This window comes from Agarivorans sp. QJM3NY_29, assembly GCF_050870835.2.
Lineage (GTDB): Bacteria > Pseudomonadota > Gammaproteobacteria > Enterobacterales > Celerinatantimonadaceae > Agarivorans.
In genome coordinates, this window is record NZ_CP194036.2 from 4,538,225 (window position 1) to 4,558,685 (window position 20,461).

Below are 20,461 nucleotides of genomic sequence, written 5' to 3' on the forward strand. Positions count from 1 at the left end.
TCGCGACCATGCCTTACTTTGAGTGCCGTTTTTGCAGCGTTTTGTTCATATCTGATTAAACACCGAACAGTCCTGTTTATCTTACTTGGTCAACCAAACCATTCATGGTATCGATAAACAGGCTCGCCTCACTGATACCTTCTCACCCTCCACCAGCACTGGCTTTACCAGCTTACCCGTCCCCTTTGGCTGCTCAAGTAAGCAGAATCATGATTTAGCGATCTCACTTTTAATGATTTTAATCACTTATTAAAGCGGTGTATGGTGAGATGGCAAAACCATATGCTGATGCGCCAAACAACATGGCCACAGAAAATAGAATGGTTCAATCGACACGCAAAACAACATCACTCAAAGAAGAAAGTACCGCGATGAAACAACTAAACCCTAGAGCACTTGAATTTTTAAATGCAATCGAGCGCTACGGTTCGCTGCGAAAGGCAGCTGTCAAACTCAATGTTGATCCGTCGGCGATTAGCCGAGCACTCAGCCAACAAGAAGAGAAACTCGGTGTCAGTATTTGGGATCGTGCCAATAACAACAATTTAATTACCCCTTCTGGCCAAGAGCTACTGCACTACTTTAGAAGAATGCAAGCCAGCGAGGCCGTCACTATCTCCAAAATTCATGACTTACTCGGCTTACGCGCTGGCGAGGTAAGGCTCGCCATTGGCGAAGGTTTTATCACCGACCTCATATCAACCTCACTGCAAAGCTTTCTCAATCAATATCCAGGAATTCAACTGAGCGTGCAAATGGCTGGTGCCAAGGAAGCCATTCAACTGCTAGAAGACGACCAAATCGACTTTGCGGTTACTTATGCCTCGGTGAATCAACCCAGCTTTTTATGCCATATCGAAACGATTCACCCCTTAGATATTATTGCCCCAATCCACCACCCTTTAAGTCAACTCAAACGCAAAATTGACATTCGTGAAGTGGTCAACTTTCCCCTAGCCCTAATCGATCAATCTACAGGCATGGGTCGCTTAGTGAATATTGCTGAAGAGACTGGCGGGATTTCTCTAGTGCCTCGTTTACGAACTAACTCGGTCGCGGTGTTAAAAAACTTTGTCTCTTCTGGGGCAGGGATCACTTTTATGCCTCGCTTAACCGTTCAATCAGAAGTCAACGAGGGCACTATTGCGGTTGTCGAGACCAATCACGATATTTTGTCACAAGCCAAAGCACGGGTACTCAGTAAAAAAGAGCGTGAGCTTACCTTACCGGCAAAAGCCTTGCTCACCCATTTACAAAACTCAACTCAGTTTCTTAATCACGATGCGCCGCAAGATATGTTGAGTTTTTTGCAACACGAATGATATTGATTGATCAACAACACAACATATAAGGTGCTTATACACCCATAAATTGCAATATGAAAAAAGGAATCGACATGTTTAGCAGTTTAACTACTCCGGTAACAAAGCGTTTGTGGTCAGCCAGTGCCGCGTTAGGTATTGGTCTTCTATTCAGCAGCGTACTGTCTGCTCAAACCATTAATTTAAGCTATAACGGTGCGCCCGATGCAGACAAAAATGCAGTACACCTATTTGCGAGTAACTTAAAACAAATTCTCGCAGACAAAACCCAGGGAGAACTTCAATTAAAGCTTTATCCCAATAGTATGCTCGGCGAAGAAGAAGAACGCATGGAACAGGTGATGAATACCCCCAGCCTGAACATTGCTTCTTTTGGCGGGATCTCACCTCAGTTCCCTGAAATCTTTGTCAGCGCCATCCCTTTTATGTTTGGCACTTTCGAGCAGGCTCATCAGTTTTTTGATCAAGGTGAATACTGGAAAAGCGCCCAACAAGAATTTTACAAGCGCACCAATACTCACCTGTTAGCCGTCGTTGAAGAAGGGGGATTCTTAGCCTTTACCAACAATAAACGTCCAATCCACTCTCCTGCTGATTTCAAAGGCTTACGCTTCCGAGCCATGGACAAAAGTCAGGTCGCATTATACGAATCATTTGGCGCTTCTGGCACACCGATCCCATGGACCGAAGTCTATATGGGCTTACGTACCGGCGTTGCCGATGGTCAAATGAACCCACCAATGTATATCATTTTGGGGAGTCTGTTCGAAGTACAACAGTACTTAACACTGGCCAACATTCAATACTCCGATCAGTTCTTAGTGGCCAACGATGCACTACTCAAAAGCCTTAGCCCTAAGCAACGTAAAGCTTTAGAAGAAGCAGTAAACCAAGCCAATGGCATGAACCGCGAAGCTGTTGAATCACAAGTCGAACAGCGAATTCAATTCTTGGCAGATAAGGGGATGCAAGTCTATCGTCCTAGCGCACAAGAACTGGCCGCATTTAAAGAAATTGGTCAGCCCTCTTATTTAGCTTGGCTTAAAGAACAAAACATCGATACAAAATGGATCGATATGGCCCTAAAAGACGCCCAATAAGGTCTCCCTTCCCCAGTAGATGAGACGCCTTAGGGCGTCTATATCGGATATAAATATGAAACACGCTATTCTTGAACGCTTCGCCAACTTGATGTTAGCCATTGCGGTCATCGCTTTTAGTTTAAATTTACTCACATTATTCTACGGCGTTTGTGCACGTTACCTGCTAAATAGTGCGCCAATATGGACCGATGAATTCTCACGGTTTGTCATTATAGCAACGGTTATGCTGGCTGCAGGAGCTGTGTACTTAAGAGATGAACACATGCGAGTCTCCATCATTGAGCGCTATCTTCCCGTAAAATTAAATCGAGTTTTGCATTGGTATCGGTGGTTACTGATATTGACGATTGCAGGCTTTTTTAGCTACACCAGCGCCCACTATGCCATCTCTCTATCTCGTTTTCATACGATGGGCCTAGGCATTAGCAAGACGATTCCTTCGTTAAGCCTTCCAATTGGTTTTGCCGTACTTTTTGTTTTGGCGCTACTTCGTGGCCCCTACCCAAATAAAGGAGCGCTCTCGTGATGCTCGTGGCCATGTTATTGGTTTTTTTGATCCACGTATTACTGGGTCTGCCGCTGTTCATTAGTCTGATATTGACGGCGATTACTGGCTTTTACTTTGTTGACCTGAGTTTATTGCCACGCATGCTACCCCAACAATTTTTTAGCGGAATTAATGTGTTCTCCTTAATGGCGATCCCCTTATTTATTCTCGCGGGTAATTTAATGAATGCCGCAGGTCTGACGCCGAAGTTGATGGATTTTGCTAAATCTTTAGTCGGCCATTTACGGGGCGGTTTAGGCTATGTAAATGTGGTCTCTAGTATTTTCTTTGCTGGCGTCAATGGCTCGGCCGTAGCAGATACCTCTGCCCTCGGGTCACTGTTAGTCCCCGCAATGAAAAAAGACGGCTACTCAACCGCTTATGCTGCAGGTTTAACTGCCGGTAGCTCCTTAATCGGACCGATCATTCCCCCTAGTATCTTTATGATCCTTTATTCATCGGTGACCAATACCTCGGTGGGGGATTTATTCTTGGCTGGGGTGATTCCAGGCATTTTATTGGGATGTGCGTTTTTGGTAATTAATTATTTTTACGCCAAAAAAGCCAATTTAAGTATTTCATCGCAGCGCCCTTCGGTGAGCCGAGTGCTTAAAGCCTTAGTTGCTGCAGGCCCAGCCCTCATTGCCCCACTGATCATAGTAGCCAGCATTGTATTTGGCTTTGTCACCCCGACCGAATCTGGGGTCTTGATTGTGGTTTATGCCCTGCTAATCGGCCTGATCAGCCGACAACTCACGATCAGCGGGGCGATGCTGGCCTTAAAAGAGACCGTGATATTAAGCTGCGCTATTTTCATCATCATTGGCGCATCATCGGTGGTTAGCTGGTTACTCGCCTATGCGCAGGTTCCCAATCAATTTGCCAGCGCATTACAACCCTTTGCTGAAAACCCGACATTGGTACTATTGCTGATTAGCTTAATCACGTTTATCACGGGAATGTTAATGGAAGAAGTTTCGGCATTAATGCTACTGACGCCTGTATTTACTCCCATCGCACTACAAGCTGGGGTTGACCCGATCCACTTGGGGATCATCATTACCATGAATATTACAATTGCTTTAATCACCCCCCCCATGGGTGCTTGCGTTTATGTTGCAGCAGCCGTCAGCAAATTAGATTTACATGAAATGTTTAAATCCATTTGGCCCTTCGTGTTAATTGCGCTAATGGTGTTATTGCTGTTAATTTTCATTCCGTCGCTAACTCTTTTCCTTCCCAGTTTATTTAAGTAATCTCATGAATCATTTCGTTACCAGAACTATTCCAGAGCAAGCGCTACCGGATTGGAAAGCGCTCCAAGAAATCCAAATTTGTGACAATAACGAGCCACTCGAGCCAATGAGTTTGTCTTCATCGATCAAGGTTTATCCGGCCTATCATAAAATGCAAATTCGCCATGCAATTTCAGAGTGTTTTGTTCGCGCTTCAGTCTTCGAACGTCTGATAGAAGCTGAGAAATTACTCCCAACTGGTATTCATTTGGTGATATTAGATGCTTGGCGTCCATTTCCAGTTCAACAATACTTATTTGATACGCTAATGAACTTGATGGAGCATGCGAATCCCGAACTCAGTCCGCAACAATGCAATGATAAAGCGAGAAATCTAGTATCGCCCCCCAGCACCGATCCCAAGGCTCCAAGTCCGCATCTAACAGGCGGATCGGTAGATGTGACCTTGTGTGACCAACATGGTCGTTTGTTAAACATGGGAACTCTGTTCGACGAAGCCAGTGACGACTCATGGACCGCTGCACTCGAACGGCCAGCTTTAAGTAAAGCGCTACAGTTGGCACAGCAAAACCGACGTTTACTTTACCACGCGATGACTAACGCTGGTTTTAGCAATTTAGCCAGTGAGTGGTGGCATTATGACTATGGAAACCAGTTGTGGGCTCTAGCCACACAGCAAAGTTGTGCCTTTTTTGGAGCCACTCGACCCAGTGGTATCGAGCGGCTCTGGCAGCAACAACTACAACGATAAATCGATTTTAATCCCTATGCTGCGATGCCCTGCCTGCAACAGAACGCATCGCTTAACTTTAAGGGCTTCATTCGCTGACGACGAAGCCGATAAAACATGCCTCCGACAAGCATAAATAATAGCAGGCTGGCGGGCTCATCCACCGTGGTGGCGGCAGCCACAATTAATACCGGATTGATATCGATCCAATAATAATCATTTTCATTCTGCACCAAAGGGCTTAAGAAAATAGTTGTGATTTCTGCTGGGGTTAATAAGGTAGAGCGATTCAAGCTTGGATTCATGAGGTAATTACCCGAAAGATGAGGTAAACCTAGGTTATGCCCTAATTCGTGCGCCAGCAGCTCGGCGCCACTCCAACCCGCAGCAAATGTAGATTCAACCACAAAGTCATTGCCTCGGTATTCACCGCAGCCAACGATACTTGCCGAGGTGAAACTGCCACAGGCGCTAATCGTATCAATGAAATAGAAGTTCACCACATTGGCGGGGCCTTGGTGCAAACTAAATAACTGGTTCACTTCGCTACTAGCCGTGATATCCAAAAACTCAGGATACACCAGCTCGGTGGCAGTACCGATACGAATATCGATGATTTTGCTACCAAAATTGGCTTGCGAATAGATGGCATCTAACTGCGCCTCTTTCGTCGTAATAAAGGCCGCATGCACCATATTTGGCAAGACAGCGAGAAAAAAAACAGCAATGACTCTAAGGGAAACGCTCATGACAATCCTTTGACTGATATATCGAGTTAATAAAATGTTAACGGCATTACACATAATAGTGCTGCTGACCGCATTAAGCCAATCATACGGAGCTTTTAAACAAAGCTCTAGCGCACAAAACACTTGACTTAGGTCAACAGATTTCACAGCTAGTTGCAGCCAATTTTTAAGAAGTCTGCTACCCTGCAAGGTGTATCCATTCACCAACATAAGTTCTTTTAAATGTTACACTTGCCCTCTCCAATTTTGGCGATTTTACGTTCAAGCATTCGCTTTTTTACCCGCGGGAAATTTATTCCTGAAAATCCAATCGACGAGTTTTCTTTAGACTTGAGCCAACCGATCATTTATGTGATCCCCAGCGCATCTTTAGCTGATGTACTCACCTTGCAGCTCGCCTGTAAAGTACTGGGGCTACCAGATCCCTTGACGCCTGTCAGTTTCGCAGGGGAAATTCATCAGCGAGTGGCCTTTTTATGCGATCGACAGGGCGAGACCTCGGAAGCGACTATCAAGCAATTCACTCAGGCATTACGCGCTCATCACAGTGAACAAAACCACGATGTGCAATTAATGCCTGTAAAATTATTTTGGGATCGCTACCCTGGTCGGGAAAGCGTTGATGATTTAATGAGTGGCAAAACCAAGCGGCCCGCGGGTCCAATCAAGAAAGCTTGGCAAGTCGTGTTTAAAGGTCGCGAGAATTTAGTTCGCTTTAGTCACCCGGTTTCCTTGAAACAAATGGCACAACGCCATGGTGCCGACCAAAGAATTGGCCACAAGCTGGCAAGAGTGGCACGGATCCACTTTAGCCGTATGCAGATGATTGCCACTGGTCCGAAGTTGCCCATCCGTCGTCATATGTTTGAACAATTACTCGCCTCGCCGACCATTCGCGCCGCCATCAGCGACGAAGCCAAAAACAACCACAAAAGCCAAGCTGAAGCCAAACAAACGGCTCTCAGATATCTTGAAGAAATTGCCGCCGATTTTTCCTATCGTAACCTGCGTATGGCTGATTCAGTGCTAAGTTGGGTATGGAATAAGATCTATTCAGGAATCGAAGTAAACCACGCCGAAAAGGTTCGCCAGCTGGCACAAGAGGGTCATGAAATTGTGTATGCCCCTTGTCATCGCAGCCACATGGACTATTTACTGCTCTCCTATGTGCTGTACCACCAAGGCATGGTGCCGCCACACATCGCCGCCGGGGTAAATCTAAACTTTTGGCCTGCGGGGCCCTTTTTCCGCCGAGCGGGCGCATTTTTTATTCGACGCAGCTTTAAGGGCAACAAACTGTATTCAACCGTATTTCGTGAATACCTTAGCCAACTATTTAGTCGCGGCTACTCGGTGGAATACTTTACCGAAGGAGGCCGCAGTCGAACGGGTCGCTTATTACCCCCCAAAACCGGAATGCTCGCCATGACCGTACAAGCCATGATGCGTGGTTTGGAGCGCCCGGTCACCATCGTACCGGTTTATTTTGGTTATGAACACGTGATGGAAGTAGGCACTTACTACAAGGAACTCAAGGGAAAAACCAAAGATAAGGAATCCTTGCTTTCGCTATTTGGCATGTTAAGCAAGCTGCGTAATTTTGGCCATGGTTACGTCAATTTTGGTGAGCCAATTAACCTCAATCAACAACTCAATCAAATTGCACCACAGTGGCGAGAGAGCCATGAAGAGGGCTTGAAACCGCAATGGTTGGTTCCGGCAGTGAATCAAGTGTCTAAGCAACTCATGGAAAACATTAACAGTGCCGCAGCAGTGAACGGTTTGTGCTTAAGTGCCATTATTTTACTGGCTGCAGAAAATCGCGCTCTGCCGCGTAATCAACTAGCTAAACAAATCAGCCTTTGTAGCAGCCTGATCCGTAATGTGCCCTATAGCACTCATGTTACATTGCCAGACTTAGATGCAGATTCCCTATTGGAACAAGCCATTAGTTTGAACAAATTTGAGATCCGGGAAGACGATTTAGGCAGCATCATTGGTTTGGATGAAAAGCAGCAGGTTTTGTTAAACTTCTATCGCAATAACATCATTCACCTATTGATCATCCCAGCCTTTATTGCCGCCGTGTTATTACAGCATCGCAGCATTGGCCGATCTCAACTAGTCAGCCTACTCGAACAACTTTATCCGCTACTTAAAGGAGAGCTGTTTTTACACTATCAAGTAGATGATATTAGCCAGTTATGCGAGCGTTATTTAGCTGAATTTGTCGCTTTAAAGTTAATCAGTGAAAACGGAGAGTGTTTTAAAATAGACAGCCACCGTCGTGGCCGTTTGCTACTACTGGCGCAGATTGCCCAAGAAAGCTTACATCGCTATGCCATTGTGGCGGCTTTATTGGCAAAACGACCGCACCTGACTCGTAGCGAGCTGGAACAACAAGCTTTAGCCGCCGCTCAGCGCTTAGCCAAGCTGCACCATATCAATGCACCGGAATACTACGACAAACGCATCACCAGTAGTCTGTTGGCTCTATTCCGCGAACATGGCTATAACCAAGTGGAGGTGGCTGAGAACCTATTTGGCAAACTAGCGCCACTATTAGCCGATGGCGTCTATGATTCGATCAGTGAATTACTCGATCTCGAGACTTAATTTAGTCTAAGCGGCAAACCACGCCAGCCATCCATAGTGGCTGGCAATACCAATAAATATCACCAAACCAACATAATTATTATTGAGAAACGCACTAAAACAGGCTTCCCGTTGCCGATAACGGATTAATTTCTGTTGATAGACAAACAAAGCCGCCGCCGCTAACAAACCAATATCGAAGGCTAAGCCTAATTGCTTTAAATAGGCGATCGCGGCAAAACAGCACAAACAAGCCAACTGTAATAAACCGATTATTAGTTTGTCATAACGACCAAATAAAATCGCGGTCGACTTTACCCCTATCTTCAAGTCATCTTCACGATCCACCATTGCATACTTAGTATCATAAGCAATCGTCCAACAAATGTTGGCTAATAATAACAACCATGCCTCAGGTGCAATCTGACCACTTTGGGCGGCATAGGCCATCGGAATACACCAACCAAAAGCCACCCCCAAAAATAGCTGTGGTAGATGAGTAATCCGCTTCATAAAAGGGTAAATTGCCGCCAATGCTAAAGCCACAACCGATAAGGCAATGGTCAGCAAATTTTGGGTCAGAACCAATAGAAATGCCAAAGCCACCAGGCCAATAAACAAGCCAAGTGCCTCGCGTTCAGAAACCAGCCCTTTGACTAAAGGGCGCTGAGCGGTGCGTTTAACGTGACCATCGACCTCACGATCGGCATAATCATTCATCACACAGCCAGCCGATCGCATTAAAAACACGCCTAATACAAAGACCAGCAACACCGACAGTTTAGGTGGTCCTTCAGCCGCCAACCACAAAGCCCACAAGGCAGGCCACAATAACAATAAGGTACCGATGGGTTTATCGGCGCGCATCAGCTGCCAGTATGGGTGTACTTTGATCAAATCAAGCACGATCAACTCCTTGATAAGCTAGGCTGGCGGGTAAAAAAAACTCGGCCACGAGTAGCGGTGCACCAGCTAATAGAAAGCGAGAGCGTCGCCCCCACAGCGGCTGCTTTGGCCCAACACTTTGCTGAAGCGCAGAATGCGCATCAACTTGGCACAGCTCTAAAGTTTGTCGCTGACCTTTGTCGGTAAACAATAACTCTCCTAAAGAGTTGTTTTGCAAATAACTCACCGCTGCAGCCTCTCCCGCTAAAGAATCCTGCGGAACGACGCTACGTGCATATACCCAAGGTAAGTCATCACAGCACAGTAAGACCTCTCTGACCCAGTAAGGCCCCTCACAATCCAAAGCCTGCCGTTCAGCCTCGGTAATTTCCAAATAGCCTTCAAATAACACTTGGATGGAAAAATGCTGGCAATGCTGGCGCAAACGTGCGGTGAGCGAACCAGGATAAAGTAACCAATCAGCTAAAGCAGTTGATTCTAATTCAACATTTTGTGGCTGTTGCCAACGACCATCGGCCTGATAAGGATAAGGCTGTTTTGAGTTCACTGGTATTACTATTGTTGAATAATGGCCTTATTATCCGGCAATTGACAGATTAAAGTAAACTCCCGATTCGCCCATTATGCTATTCTTGCGCGGTCACGTTTGCATTTCCTTTAGGCTCTTTTCAGCAACGATAAATTATTGACTAAATTTAGCTGCGCATCTTGACCAAACGCTCGATAGCACAAACAATAAAGCTAGGACTATCAAGGAATCAAAGGATCGTATGAAATTTAGCCAAGCATTGCTTATAACATTTAGTTTGTTATTCTCCACCGTCATCAAGGCCGAAGAAGCTGGTAATCCTAGCTATGCCTATTTTGCGCTAGAACCGGATATTATTACGAACTACATTAGCACAGGGAAGAAGCTAGGCTATGTGCGAATCACCGCCGACATCATGGTAGAAAACGCAGGGGATTTAGCCAACATTGAGCATCACGCCCCACTGATCCGCGACGCGATCATTGAAATTTTAGGCCATCAAGCCGAAGAAGATGTAAAGTCCTTAACTGGCCGAGAACAAATTCGACAGATGTGTGAAGAGGCAGTGAATGACCTCTTAGTGCAAGAAACCGGTAAAAAGCTGGTCAATAAGTTACTGTTTACTAAATATCTTTATCAGTAAACTTATCAAATACCGCCTGAGCACAACCCACGAATAAGCCAAACAGATGGGCCAGATTCGCCGTAGATGGCCCAATTACATCCATAAAGCCAATCACCAACCAGACCAACATAAAGCCCACAATTGAAGGGCTTAACTGCAGCCCAGCTTTAGGACGTAGCCACCCCGTAAACCAGCAATACCCCAACAATGCATACACCACCCCAGATAAGCCCCCAAAATACGGTCCGGAAGCCAGTAGCTGTGCTACATTGGGGATCACTGCTGCGACAATCGTAATCAATAATAACTTAGAGCTTCCTAATTGACGCTCGATCTCTCCACCTAATTGCCACCACCACAGGCCATTAAACACGATATGAACAATTGAGAAATGTAAAAAAATCGGTGTGATGACCCGCCAAAACTGGGTTGAAGCGAGCATACTCAGCTGAGGAGTAATAGTCAGGTGTTCAATAAAATAACGATTAAAACCGAAGCTCATTAGCGCATAAATCACGGCTGATATCAGCAATACCAGCAGTGTCACCGGACCCGCATGAGCCAAAAAGGAGTTTTTAATCACCCCCGAGCCACCATAAGAAAATGAGGCTTTGCGACTGTCGGCCATAGTCCATGAAGCCGCATGATATTTTTCAGCATTCGGATTAGCTAAAAACTGCTTTAATTCAATTTCCGCACGTTCAAGCTGAGACTCATCGTTCAGCATAATCGCCACCCCTCGCTCCGCGGGTGCGAGTTGACACTCAATATGCAACACTGCCATATAGTCTACATAGGCCTGTGCCGCGCGAGGATTCGCCAGGACGATTAATTGCTTCACTCTGCTTCACCACTGGTGATCGGTGCCTTTACACGCCATGCTTCAAAGCCTCCCTGCAAGCTATAGACTTCTTCAAATCCTTGCTCTAATAAATACTGTGCCGCCCCCTGACTAGAAATACCGTGATAACACATCACAATTAGCGGCGTATCGTAGTCGGTATTTGCTAATAATTGATTAAGGCTACCGTCGTGAAGGTGAAAAGCATTCACTGGGTGCGCTTGAGCAAAGGACTGCGGATCACGCATATCTAATAGTAGCGCCCCAGCATTGCAAATTTTATCTTGAGCGCCATTTACGTCGATTTGTTCAAATTGTTCCATGATGATCCACTGCGAGCTATTTTGCCCACTTTAACTGGTTTACGCACAAAGAAAAAGAGACAAAACGAAGGGGATATAATGCCAACCGTTTGCTTGGGGCGCTGCAGATTCGGCATTCAGAATAATCAGTACTCATCTTTGTCACTAGCATGTTCTCGCATAAAAAAAGCAACCCGAAGGCTGCTTTCGCTTTGTGTATGAACAACCGAGCCTAGGCACCTAGATACGCCTTACGCACCTCTTCGTTCACCAATAAATTATCGCCAGTGTCTTCTAACACAATACGACCATTTTCCAGAACATAGCCTCTATCAGCCAGCCGCAGCGCTTGGTTGGCATTTTGCTCCACTAAAAACACCGTCATCCCACGTTGGCGTAATTGTTCCACGATATCGAAAATATGTTGAATAATAATCGGAGCCAAACCTAAAGAAGGCTCGTCCAATAACAGCAAGCGAGGATTACTCATTAAAGCACGACCAATCGCCAACATCTGCTGCTCCCCTCCCGACATGGTGCCCGCCCGTTGATTGACTCGTTCCAATAAACGCGGAAACAAGACATACATTTCTTGGATCCGTTGCTCGGTTTCCTGTTTACTCGCAAAAAAGGCCCCCATTCGAAGATTTTCTTCAACGGTGAGGCGCGAGAATATTCGTCGTCCCTCAGGAACCACCGCAATATCACCACGCATAATGTCATGGGTTTGGCGGTGGGTAATATCTTTACCATCAAACCATATCTGACCACTGCTGGCTCGAGGATCACCACACAAAGTCATCAATAAAGTGGTTTTACCCGCGCCATTGGCGCCGATCAGACTGACAATTTCGCCTTCATTTACCTTCACACTAACATCATGTAAAGCTTGAATCGGGCCATAGTGAGTCGATACATTTTTTAACTCTAACATTCGTCGTCTTTGCCTCGCCCTTAAAACTCACCCAGATAGGCTTTAATGACCTCAGGGTTGTTGCGGATCTCTTCCGGTGTCCCATTCGCTAAGGGACAACCTTGGTTAACCACGTAAATCCGATCTGAAATACCCATCACCAATTTCATATCGTGCTCAATCAGCAATACCGAGACCGATTCATTGGCTCGCAGATCCATGATCAGCCGATCCAAATCATCAGTCTCCTTAGGGTTAAGGCCTGCCGCAGGCTCATCTAGCATCAAAATTTCGGGACGGGTTACCATACAACGAGCTATCTCTAAACGACGCTGTTGGCCATAGGCCAGATTACCCGCCTTACGGTTGGCGAATTCAGTCAACTGAACTTTGTCTAACCAGTATTCAGCAAACGCTAAGGCCTCCGCTTCACTCTTCTTAAAATTTGGAGTTTTTAATAAACCGGCAATAAAGTTGGTATTCAAGTGACGATGTTGGGCCACCAACAGATTTTCTACCACCGTCATATCTTTGAAAAGACGTACATGCTGGAAGGTACGCACAATGCCTTTCCGGGCGATTTGGTGTCCGGCCAAACCTTGTAAGGCTTCGCCTCGATATAAAATTTGTCCACTGGTGGGTTTGTAGAAACCGGTTAAGCAGTTAAATACCGTGGTTTTCCCCGCACCATTGGGACCAATCACCGATACCACTTCTTTCTCTTTGAGCTTCAGCGCGACATTATTCACCGCCAATAAACCACCAAAACGCATGGTGAGGCCATTCACCTCAAGCAACTGACTCATGCCTTAGCTCCCTCTTTTAACTGAATATGAGGTCGAGACATTGGCAATAAACCTTGGGGGCGCCACACCATCATAAATACCATCATTAAACCAAACATCAGCATTCGGTACTCATTAAACTCACGCGCCATTTCTGGTAACACCGTCATGATAATCGCGGCTAAAATCACTCCAACTTGCGATCCCATTCCCCCTAAAACCACAATTGCTAAAATAATCGCAGATTCGATGAAGGTGAACGACTCAGGGCTAATAAAGCCCTGACGGGCCGCGAAAAAACTACCAGCAAAACCGGCAAAAGCAGCACCAATGGTAAATGCGCTGAGCTTAACCACCGTTGGATTTAAGCCTAAAGAACGGCAGGCAATTTCATCTTCACGTAGTGCTTCCCAAGCCCGACCAATCGGCATTCTTAACAAGCGATTGATCACAATCACCGTAAGCACGACCAAAAGTAGCGCCATCAAGTATAAGAAAATCACCTTATATTCTGAGTTATAACTAATACCAAAGAAGTTATGGAACGTATCAAAACCTTCACCTTTTAGGCGACGGTTAAATTCCAAACCAAACAAAGTTGGCTTCGGTACACCGCTAATACCGTTAGGTCCGCCAGTTAACTCGGTAAGGTTATTCAGCAATAAACGAATAATTTCTCCAAAGCCGAGGGTCACAATGGCTAGATAATCACCGCGTAAACGCAATACCGGAAAACCTAATAAGAAACCAAACAGTGCCGCCATGCCGCCGGCAATTGGTAGGCAAGTCCAAAAACCAAAACCATCGGCACTCAGTAAGGCATAGGTATAGGCTCCTACCGCATAAAAACCGACATAACCTAAATCGAGCAGACCGGCTAAGCCCACCACGACATTCAGTCCCAAACCCAACATCACATAGATGAGGGTTAAAGTCGCTAAATCCACCGAACCACGGCTAACAATAAAGGGCCAGATGATCGCCCCAGCTAAGGCGAACGAGACCAACAAACGATAAGCCTTAGGACTTTGCTCGGGACTCGGTAGTTTAAAATTAAACTTATTCGCCGAGCGTCTTAACTTTGCTTTACCAAACAGCATGGGGTGAAATAGCTGACTAAAAAATACCACCGCCGAACCAATAAATAGCCACTTTAGATGTTGTGGCTCGGCCAACGCCAGATTAAGTCCACTGCTACTAGGTTCCATTCGGATCCCTAACAGCCATCCAGCCAACAACATAAAGGTAATGGTGGAGATTAATGCTCCGGGGAGATTGAGCTTACTCATACTTTCTCAACCTCCGGTCTTCCTAACAGGCCCGTTGGCATGAACAGTAACACCAGGCACAGCAAACCAAAGGAAACCACATCTTTATACTCGGTACTAAAGTAACCAGCGGTAATCGCTTCAGTAATGCCTAACAACAAGCCTCCAACAACCGCTCCGGGTATCGAACCAATACCGCCTAATACCGCCGCAGTAAAGGCTTTTAAGCCAGCCATAAAACCGATATAGGGATTGATAACACCGTAATAAATCCCCAACAACACTCCTGCCACCGCCGCTAAGGCTGCCCCAATCACAAAGGTTAAGGAAATCACTTTATTGGTGTCGATCCCCAATAAATTGGCCATACCAATATCTTCAGAACAAGCACGGCAGGCACGTCCCATTCGCGAATGGGTAATAAAGGCCGTTAACCCGATCATCGTGAGGAAAGTCACCACAAAGATCACCACTTGCATGTAGGAAATGGTTAAATTGAAGCCGTCGTCAGGGCCAAATGTCCAGCCGCCAGTAATCAGACTCGGCATCGCGATATCACGACTTCCCTGAGATAAACGCACCAGATTTTGCAAGAAAATAGACATCCCAATCGCCGAAATCAAAGCGATCAAGCGGTTACCACCACGCACTGGCCGATAAGCCACTTTCTCGATGGTCCAACCATAGGCGCTGGTAATAATGATGCTAATGGCAAAAGCACCAAATAATAAAATCGGCAGGGAATCCAAGCCCATCAGCGATAAGGCAGCCAATACGATGAAGGCGACATAACTGCCTATCATATACACTTCACCATGGGCGAAGTTAATCATGCCGATAATGCCATACACCATCGTGTAACCAATGGCGATTAAGGCATAGGTACTACCAACCGTTAGTCCATTGACTAACTGTTGAAAAAAATAGAAAAATTGCTCAGACATAACGATCCCAATCTAATGGCTTGAAGCCATTAATTAAGTGTCTTTTAAAACAGAAGAGACCAGCTAGCGCCGATGACACTAGCCGGTCTGATATTCACAAATTACTTAGCGATAGACGATGTGCCGTCGGCATGCCATGTGAATACACCAAAATCGAAACCTTTAAGATCGCCTTTGCTATCCCACTGCAGTGGTCCCATGACCGTGTCAACAGTATTAGCGCGAAGATAAGCCGCCACAGCGTCTGGCTCATCACCCGCACCATTCACACCAGCAACAATAGATTGCATTGCCGCATAAGCAGTCCAAACGAAAGGACCGGTAGGATCTTCTCCTTTCGCCACCAAGGCGTCCACGATTGGTTTGTTGGCCGGTTCTAAGTCATATTTTTTCGGTAAGGTAACTAACAAGCCCTCAGAAGCTGCGCCAGCAATAGCAGAAATATCTTTGTTACCAACGCCTTCAGGCCCCATGAAAGTGGCATCTAGGCCTTTTTCTGAGGACTGACGCAGGATCAAACCAAGTTCTGGGTGGTAACCACCGTAGTAGACAAAATCGACTTTTTCTTTCTTCAGCTTAGCAATCAGCGCTGAGAAATCTTTATCACCCGCAGTCACACCTTCAAAAGCAACCACATTCACACCCGCCGCTTCTAACTCGGTTTTCACTGAGGTGGCGATCCCTTCACCATATTGTTGTTTATCATGGATCACTGCGACTCGTTGTGGTTTAACGCTAGTCGCGATATAACGAGCGGCCGTTGGTCCTTGGTCACTATCGAGACCGATGGTTCGAAAAACCAACTGATAGTCGCGAGTGGTAATGTCTGGGTTAGTCGAAGCGGGCGTAATCATTAATACACCTTCATCTTCATAGACATCTGAAGCAGGTTGAGTCGCGCCAGAACACAAATGACCCACTACATATTTAATGCCGTCGTTAATAATTTTGTTGGCAACCGCCACCGCTTGCTTCGGCTCACATGCGTCATCGTAGACAACAGCTTCAATTTTTTTACCTTTTAAGGCCCCCGCTTGGTTAAGTAAATCAACCGCAACGCCAACACCGGTAAATTGCATATCGCCATATTGTGCCACAGGCCCAGTTACAGGCCCCGCAACCGCTATCTTAATTGTGTCGGCAGCATGCGCTACTGATACCGCGCCAAATAGGGCTAGCGAAACTGCCAAGCCGGAAGCTGATTTTGTCCATTTAGTCATTAGAAACTCCATGTTAGCTTTTTTGTTATCTATTGTGTGTTTGCAGGAGTTCGGCGCATCAACCCTTGGATGCTATTCTCACCCCGTTGGCTGATGTTTTACCCTATACACAAGGCCTTTAACAAGTCGACGTTCCTGTAGCCCCCCTAGCGGCAGAGGATTTGACAACTTATTCAACCACAGCTATCAATTCATCCAGACCACATGCAGATAGTTTTGCTACATAAGCAGTAAAATGAGCTACAAATAGATCTAAATTAAGCATTTTAGTCTTATTTTTTCTAAATATACTGCAAGCCTGCTAAATAACTAATTTTTGAAGAGCTTTATTGGATTTTTACAGCATAAAAATACCGTCAGAGTGTTTATCACCACTAGATTAGGCTATTTTGCCGTTCTGCTTATTGAAGATTTAGGCTAGTAAAAAGAATAACTATGCAGCCGAATGACACATAAATGAATGCAGCTGCATTCATTTATGAAGCAAGATGACTGAATTTACTTTGAATTAAGTGGTTCATTATTCGCAAGGTGCAGGGTTCGCGTAGGAAAAGCAAACTCGGCACCGTTGGCAAGCACAATATCAACCACCTTATTCAACACATCTTGTTTTACCTGATGATAAAAAACCCAATCGGTAGTTTTAGTAAAAGTATAGATAAAAAAGTCGAGAGAAGACGCGTTAAAACTATCGAAGTTCACCATCAAAGTTTGATTGGTATCAATCTCCGGATGTTGACGTAACATCGCTTCGACATCACTCACCACTTTGCCTAGCTTCGCCGCATCAGCATAACGCAAACCGATGGTTTCTTTAATTCGACGATGGCTCATCCGGCTGGGGTTTTCTACCGCGATACTAGAAAATACCGAATTAGGCACATATAAGGGACGCTTATCGAAGGTACGGATCTGCGTCACCCGCCAACCTATTTTTTCAACCGTTCCTTCAATGCTGCGATCTGGTGAGCGGATCCAATCACCGACCTTAAAGGGCCGATCAAAATACACCAACAAGGCCCCAAAAAAGTTAGCGAGTAAATCTTTAGCGGCCATACCGACAATCAAACCGCCCATACCGCCGAAGGCTAGCACCCCGGAAATACTGAAGCCTAGGGTTTGAAAAACGGCTAGCAGCAATATAATAATCACACTGGCACGACACAACTTCGCCACCGCCTGTACCGTCGTTTTATCCTTACCTTTGCTGATCAACTGCTGCTCTGCACAACCCACAAAGCGCATCGCGACCCAAGCCAATAGAAACACCATCATCACTTGGCGCAGCACCGGGATCATCGGCAGTAAGTCCGATCCTAGAGCCTTGGCAAACGCGGTTGCCACTAAAGACAAGCCCACCACCGCGATCATCCAGTTAATCGGCTTCCATAATGAAAACCAAATTGCATCGTCCCACACGGTCTTGGTTTTAGTGGTTAAACGGCTTAAACGTCCCGCAAAAATACGCCAAATAACAAAAGCAACTAAGGTCAGTCCCAACACAACCAATACGTCAAACCACCAATTCGAGGTCGCTAATACGGCTTGTTCGTGTTCTAACCACAGCGCGATATCTTCAAACATAGCTTCATCCAGTTCTAATCTCAGACAAACAAAACGCGGCCTAAGCCGCGTCATAAAACTAACTTAAAACATCAAAATGAGGCTAAGCAGCAATCCCCGAATGACGAAGTAAGGCATCTACCTTAGGTTCTCGCCCTCTAAAGGCCTTAAACAGTTCCATCGGTTGCTGCGAACCACCTTTCTCCAGAATGTTATGCAAGAATTGTAAACCCGTTTCAGCATTGAAAATGCCTTCATCTTCAAATTTTGCAAATGCGTCAGCAGATAAGACCTCGGCCCATTTATAGCTGTAATAACCCGCGCTATAACCACCAGCAAAAATATGGCTAAAGCTATTTTGGAAACGATTGAAACTCGGAGGATTGATCACCGAAACCTGTTGGCGCACTTCATCCAGACGCTGCTGCACACTGCGACCCTCTGCGAGTTCATAATGTAAACGGAAATCAAACAATGAAAATTCGAGTTGGCGCACCATCGTCATCGCCGACTGGAAATTACGTGCCGCTAACATTTTATCTAACATCTGCTGCGGCAAGGGCTCGCCCGTCTCATAATGCCCAGAAATAAAGGCTAAAGCCTCACTCTGCCAACACCAATTTTCCAAAAACTGGCTCGGTAACTCAACCGCATCCCAAGCCACACCATTAATACCCGATACCGCCGCTTCATCCACCTTGGTCAGCATATGGTGAATGCCGTGACCAAACTCATGGAATAAAGTAATCACTTCATCGTGCGTGAATAAGGCTGGTTTATCGCCCACAGGCTTATTAAAGTTACAGGTTAAATAAGCGACTGGCTTAACCAACTGTCCATCTACATCCACTCGGCGGTCGATACAACCATCCATCCAAGCACCGCCACGTTTATGTTCGCGTGCATATAAATCTAAATAGAAAGAACCGCGCAGCGTTCCACTATCATCACTAATGTCAAAAAAACGAACGTCTGGGTGCCAAGTATCAACTCCCTGCCGTTCACTCACTGTCACCTTAAATAGGCGATTCACCACCTCAAACAGACCACTCAATACTCGATTTTCGGGGAAATAAGGGCGTAACTGTTCATCGGAAATAGCGTAGGTATGCTGTTTTAATTTTTCTGAATAGTAGGCTATATCCCAAGCCGCTAACTCATCAACCCCATGATACTGTTTGGCAAAAGCTTGCAACTCGGCTAACTCTCGCTCCGCCTGCGGCTTAGAGCGTGCAGCCAAGTCTTCTAAAAAGCCTAATACCTGCGCTGGAGATTCAGCCATTTTAGTGGCGAGTGACTTATCCGCGTAACTGGCAAAGCCAAGCAGCTGGGCTAACTCATGACGTAGTGCCAATTCTTCATCAATTAGTCCGCTATTATCAAATTTCTGCTCAGTGCTTGCTTGTTCAGAAGCGCGAGTACTAAAGGCTCGATACATTTCTTCACGTAGCGAACGATTGTCGGCGTAAGTCATCACCGGTAAGTAACTCGGGAACTCCAGCGTGAGTAGATAACCCTCTAAATCTTTTGCTGCAGCGGCTTGTTTGGCGGCAGCCAAGGCCGAATCCGGTAGCCCGACTAATTCGCTAGATTCGGTAATATGTTTTTGCCAAGCCAGAGTAGCGTCTAATACATGATTGGAAAATTGTGATGAGAGTTCCGACAAGCGTTTCACTATTTCACCGTAACGCTGTTGCTGCTCAGCCTCCAATCCAATACCAGATAATTCAAAGTCTCGTAGTGCATCTGTAACCGATTTTTGCTGGGCTAAATTATAATCAGCAAACGCTTGGCTGTCGGCTAAGCTTTTATAGGCTTGATAAAGCCCCTTGTGTTGGCCAACAAAGGTGCTGTACTCAGACAGTAGCGGGAGGCAGGACTCATAAGCTTCGCGTAGCTCCTGACTATTGACTACCGAATTACAGTGGCTAACCGGTGACCACAAACGACCTAAGCGGTCATTCACTTCATCGAGAGGCAAAATAAAATTTTGCCAAGTAGGCGTGGCTTCTTTTAACACCGAATCGATCGTCGCTCGGCATTCTTCAATCACTTGCTCTACCGCAGGCTGCACATGCGCTGGCTTAATCTTGCTAAACGGGGGTAATCCGGGTAAATCAAGTAAAGGGTTACTCATAAAAGATCCTTAAAACTGAAGATATATTAGCTATAAATAACATATTTTGGGGTTAATTATTTGTAAATCAACCCACCCTCACGATTTGGACGTTTCACATAGCCTCGATTTAGACTATGATTTCTC

19 protein-coding genes are annotated in these 20,461 nt (G+C 45.8%); 7 read left to right on the forward strand and 12 right to left on the reverse strand.

From position 1 onward, the window contains the following. Positions 1 to 269 precede the first annotated feature (269 nt). The 5 genes from ACRRS0_RS20670 to ACRRS0_RS20690 all read left to right on the forward strand — a co-directional run bounded on the left by ACRRS0_RS20670 (position 270) and on the right by ACRRS0_RS20690 (position 4,979). Positions 270 to 1,322: a LysR family transcriptional regulator gene (locus tag ACRRS0_RS20670; RefSeq protein ID WP_432455719.1), complete on the forward strand. Its 1,053-nt coding sequence runs from the start codon at positions 270 to 272 to the stop codon at positions 1,320 to 1,322. Between the two features lie 74 nt (positions 1,323 to 1,396). Next, positions 1,397 to 2,422, forward strand: a complete 1,026-nt coding sequence (locus ACRRS0_RS20675) for a TRAP transporter substrate-binding protein DctP (protein WP_432455718.1) — start codon at positions 1,397 to 1,399, stop codon at positions 2,420 to 2,422. 55 nt (positions 2,423 to 2,477) lie between these two features. Then, positions 2,478 to 2,951 (forward strand): TRAP transporter small permease, encoded by a 474-nt coding sequence (locus ACRRS0_RS20680; protein ID WP_432455717.1) that lies wholly within the window; start codon positions 2,478 to 2,480, stop codon positions 2,949 to 2,951. After that, complete coding sequence (locus ACRRS0_RS20685; protein ID WP_432456131.1) at positions 2,951 to 4,228, forward strand: TRAP transporter large permease; 1,278 nt, start codon at positions 2,951 to 2,953, stop codon at positions 4,226 to 4,228. Before ACRRS0_RS20680 ends, ACRRS0_RS20685 begins: the two co-directional genes overlap by 1 nt. Positions 4,229 to 4,232: 4 nt before the next feature. Further along, positions 4,233 to 4,979 carry a M15 family metallopeptidase gene (locus tag ACRRS0_RS20690; protein ID WP_432455716.1) on the forward strand — a complete coding sequence of 249 codons (747 nt, stop codon included), beginning with the start codon at positions 4,233 to 4,235 and terminating at the stop codon, positions 4,977 to 4,979. Between the two features lie 14 nt (positions 4,980 to 4,993). Here ACRRS0_RS20690 and ACRRS0_RS20695 read toward each other — a convergent pair whose 3' ends face one another. Then, positions 4,994 to 5,707 (reverse strand): PEP-CTERM sorting domain-containing protein, encoded by a 714-nt coding sequence (locus tag ACRRS0_RS20695; RefSeq protein WP_432455715.1) that lies wholly within the window; start codon positions 5,705 to 5,707, stop codon positions 4,994 to 4,996. 222 nt (positions 5,708 to 5,929) lie between these two features. Here ACRRS0_RS20695 and plsB point away from each other — a divergent pair, with 222 nt between their 5' ends. Further along, positions 5,930 to 8,323 carry a glycerol-3-phosphate 1-O-acyltransferase PlsB gene (gene plsB, locus ACRRS0_RS20700; RefSeq protein ID WP_432455714.1) on the forward strand — a complete coding sequence of 798 codons (2,394 nt, stop codon included), beginning with the start codon at positions 5,930 to 5,932 and terminating at the stop codon, positions 8,321 to 8,323. Between the two features lie 6 nt (positions 8,324 to 8,329). Here the strand turns inward: plsB and ubiA are convergent, their stop codons facing one another. Then, entirely contained in the window at positions 8,330 to 9,169 is an 840-nt protein-coding gene (ubiA, locus tag ACRRS0_RS20705) for a 4-hydroxybenzoate octaprenyltransferase (protein ID WP_432456130.1), read from the reverse strand. Positions 9,170 to 9,200: 31 nt separating this feature from the next. Beyond that, the gene (locus ACRRS0_RS20710) at positions 9,201 to 9,755 is read right to left on the reverse strand and encodes a chorismate--pyruvate lyase family protein (protein WP_432455713.1); all 555 of its coding nucleotides are present in this window, start codon (positions 9,753 to 9,755) and stop codon (positions 9,201 to 9,203) included. 223 nt (positions 9,756 to 9,978) lie between these two features. Between ACRRS0_RS20710 and ACRRS0_RS20715 the strand changes: the two genes are divergently transcribed. Next, positions 9,979 to 10,380, forward strand: a complete 402-nt coding sequence (locus tag ACRRS0_RS20715; protein ID WP_432455712.1) for a flagellar basal body-associated protein FliL — start codon at positions 9,979 to 9,981, stop codon at positions 10,378 to 10,380. On the opposite strand, the gene glpG is transcribed toward ACRRS0_RS20715, so the two are convergent. From glpG to prlC, 9 genes are all read right to left on the reverse strand, one after another. Beyond that, positions 10,361 to 11,203 (reverse strand): rhomboid family intramembrane serine protease GlpG, encoded by an 843-nt coding sequence (gene glpG, locus ACRRS0_RS20720; protein ID WP_432455711.1) that lies wholly within the window; start codon positions 11,201 to 11,203, stop codon positions 10,361 to 10,363. The two genes, ACRRS0_RS20715 and glpG, sit on opposite strands and share 20 nt — an antisense overlap. Continuing rightward, positions 11,200 to 11,526, reverse strand: a complete 327-nt coding sequence (gene glpE, locus ACRRS0_RS20725) for a thiosulfate sulfurtransferase GlpE (RefSeq protein ID WP_432455710.1) — start codon at positions 11,524 to 11,526, stop codon at positions 11,200 to 11,202. Before glpE ends, glpG begins: the two co-directional genes overlap by 4 nt. Positions 11,527 to 11,737: 211 nt before the next feature. Continuing rightward, positions 11,738 to 12,439 carry an ABC transporter ATP-binding protein gene (locus ACRRS0_RS20730; protein WP_432455709.1) on the reverse strand — a complete coding sequence of 234 codons (702 nt, stop codon included), beginning with the start codon at positions 12,437 to 12,439 and terminating at the stop codon, positions 11,738 to 11,740. 20 nt (positions 12,440 to 12,459) lie between these two features. Continuing rightward, positions 12,460 to 13,224, reverse strand: coding sequence for a high-affinity branched-chain amino acid ABC transporter ATP-binding protein LivG (gene livG, locus ACRRS0_RS20735; RefSeq protein WP_432455708.1), 765 nt, complete (start codon positions 13,222 to 13,224; stop codon positions 12,460 to 12,462). Continuing rightward, positions 13,221 to 14,492: a high-affinity branched-chain amino acid ABC transporter permease LivM gene (locus ACRRS0_RS20740; protein WP_432455707.1), complete on the reverse strand. Its 1,272-nt coding sequence runs from the start codon at positions 14,490 to 14,492 to the stop codon at positions 13,221 to 13,223. The genes livG and ACRRS0_RS20740 overlap by 4 nt, the downstream gene beginning before the upstream one ends. Beyond that, positions 14,489 to 15,415 carry a high-affinity branched-chain amino acid ABC transporter permease LivH gene (livH, locus tag ACRRS0_RS20745; RefSeq protein WP_432455706.1) on the reverse strand — a complete coding sequence of 309 codons (927 nt, stop codon included), beginning with the start codon at positions 15,413 to 15,415 and terminating at the stop codon, positions 14,489 to 14,491. The genes ACRRS0_RS20740 and livH overlap by 4 nt, the downstream gene beginning before the upstream one ends. Positions 15,416 to 15,516: 101 nt before the next feature. Continuing rightward, complete coding sequence (locus ACRRS0_RS20750; RefSeq protein WP_432455705.1) at positions 15,517 to 16,635, reverse strand: branched-chain amino acid ABC transporter substrate-binding protein; 1,119 nt, start codon at positions 16,633 to 16,635, stop codon at positions 15,517 to 15,519. A 498-nt stretch (positions 16,636 to 17,133) separates the two neighbouring features. Further along, positions 17,134 to 18,219, reverse strand: a complete 1,086-nt coding sequence (locus ACRRS0_RS20755) for a mechanosensitive ion channel family protein (RefSeq protein WP_432455704.1) — start codon at positions 18,217 to 18,219, stop codon at positions 17,134 to 17,136. An 82-nt stretch (positions 18,220 to 18,301) separates the two neighbouring features. Continuing rightward, complete coding sequence (gene prlC, locus ACRRS0_RS20760) at positions 18,302 to 20,335, reverse strand: oligopeptidase A (protein WP_432455703.1); 2,034 nt, start codon at positions 20,333 to 20,335, stop codon at positions 18,302 to 18,304. Between the last annotated feature and the right edge of the window lie 126 nt (positions 20,336 to 20,461).